Annotated in this window: 1 protein-coding gene; it reads left to right on the top strand. The window is 69.2% G+C overall.

The features are described 5' to 3' along the window. The coding region (locus tag ACDELDRAFT_RS23255) for a substrate binding domain-containing protein (RefSeq protein ID WP_005801822.1) at positions 1-593 on the top strand (593 nt) is incomplete at its 5' end. Positions 594-753 lie beyond the last annotated feature (160 nt).

The following is a 753-nucleotide window of genomic DNA, read 5'->3' as shown; positions in this document are numbered from 1 at the left end:
CGCGGCTGCCGGCGTTTCTGCGCGCATATCCCGAGGTGCGGCTGGAGCTGGACCTGTCGGACAACCTGCGCTCGCTCACCCTCGAAGGCCTGGACCTGGCCGTCCGCCACACTGCCGTGGCGCCAGACACCCACGTGGCCTGGCTGCTGTGCACCACGCGCTCCGTGCTGGTGGCCAACCGCGCCTATCTGCGCCGCACCGGCATGCCCCAAACACCCGACGACCTGCGCCAGCACGACTGCCTGCACTACCCCCGCACACAGGAGGCTCCGGCATGGACCTTCGAACCCGTGGTGCCGGGCAACTCCCCGCGCCTGACCGTGCCCGTGACCGGCCCGCTGGCCGCCAACAACAGCGAGGCCCTGCGCGATGCGGCGCTGGCGGGCCTGGGCATTGCGCTGGTGCCCGACTTCAGCGCGCAAGCCGCACTGCAGGCGGGCAAGCTTGTCGAGGTGCTGCCGGATTGGCGGCCCGTGGGCACCTTCAGCGAGACCATCCATGCGATCCGCCCCTATTCGGCCCATGTGCCGCGCGCAGTGGCGGTTTTCGTGGAATGGCTGCGCGAGGCCTTTGCGCCCGGCTTCAGGGCCTGAAGCAATAATGGATCGCCACTGCTTTGTGATTGACGGCTCCCCATAGAAAACACGGCCATGCACCCCATCACCCCCCAGCAGCCCCACCCCCTGTTCAACACGGCAGCCACCCGGCGCATGGAGCAGCAGGCTGCATCAGCCCTGCCGCCGCACACCCTCA

The organism is Acidovorax delafieldii 2AN (genome assembly GCF_000175235.1).
Taxonomy (GTDB): Bacteria; Pseudomonadota; Gammaproteobacteria; order Burkholderiales; family Burkholderiaceae_C; genus Acidovorax; species Acidovorax delafieldii_B.
The sequence above is the reverse complement of the archived record's forward strand: the minus strand, read 5'-3'. Positions and strand labels throughout refer to the sequence as shown.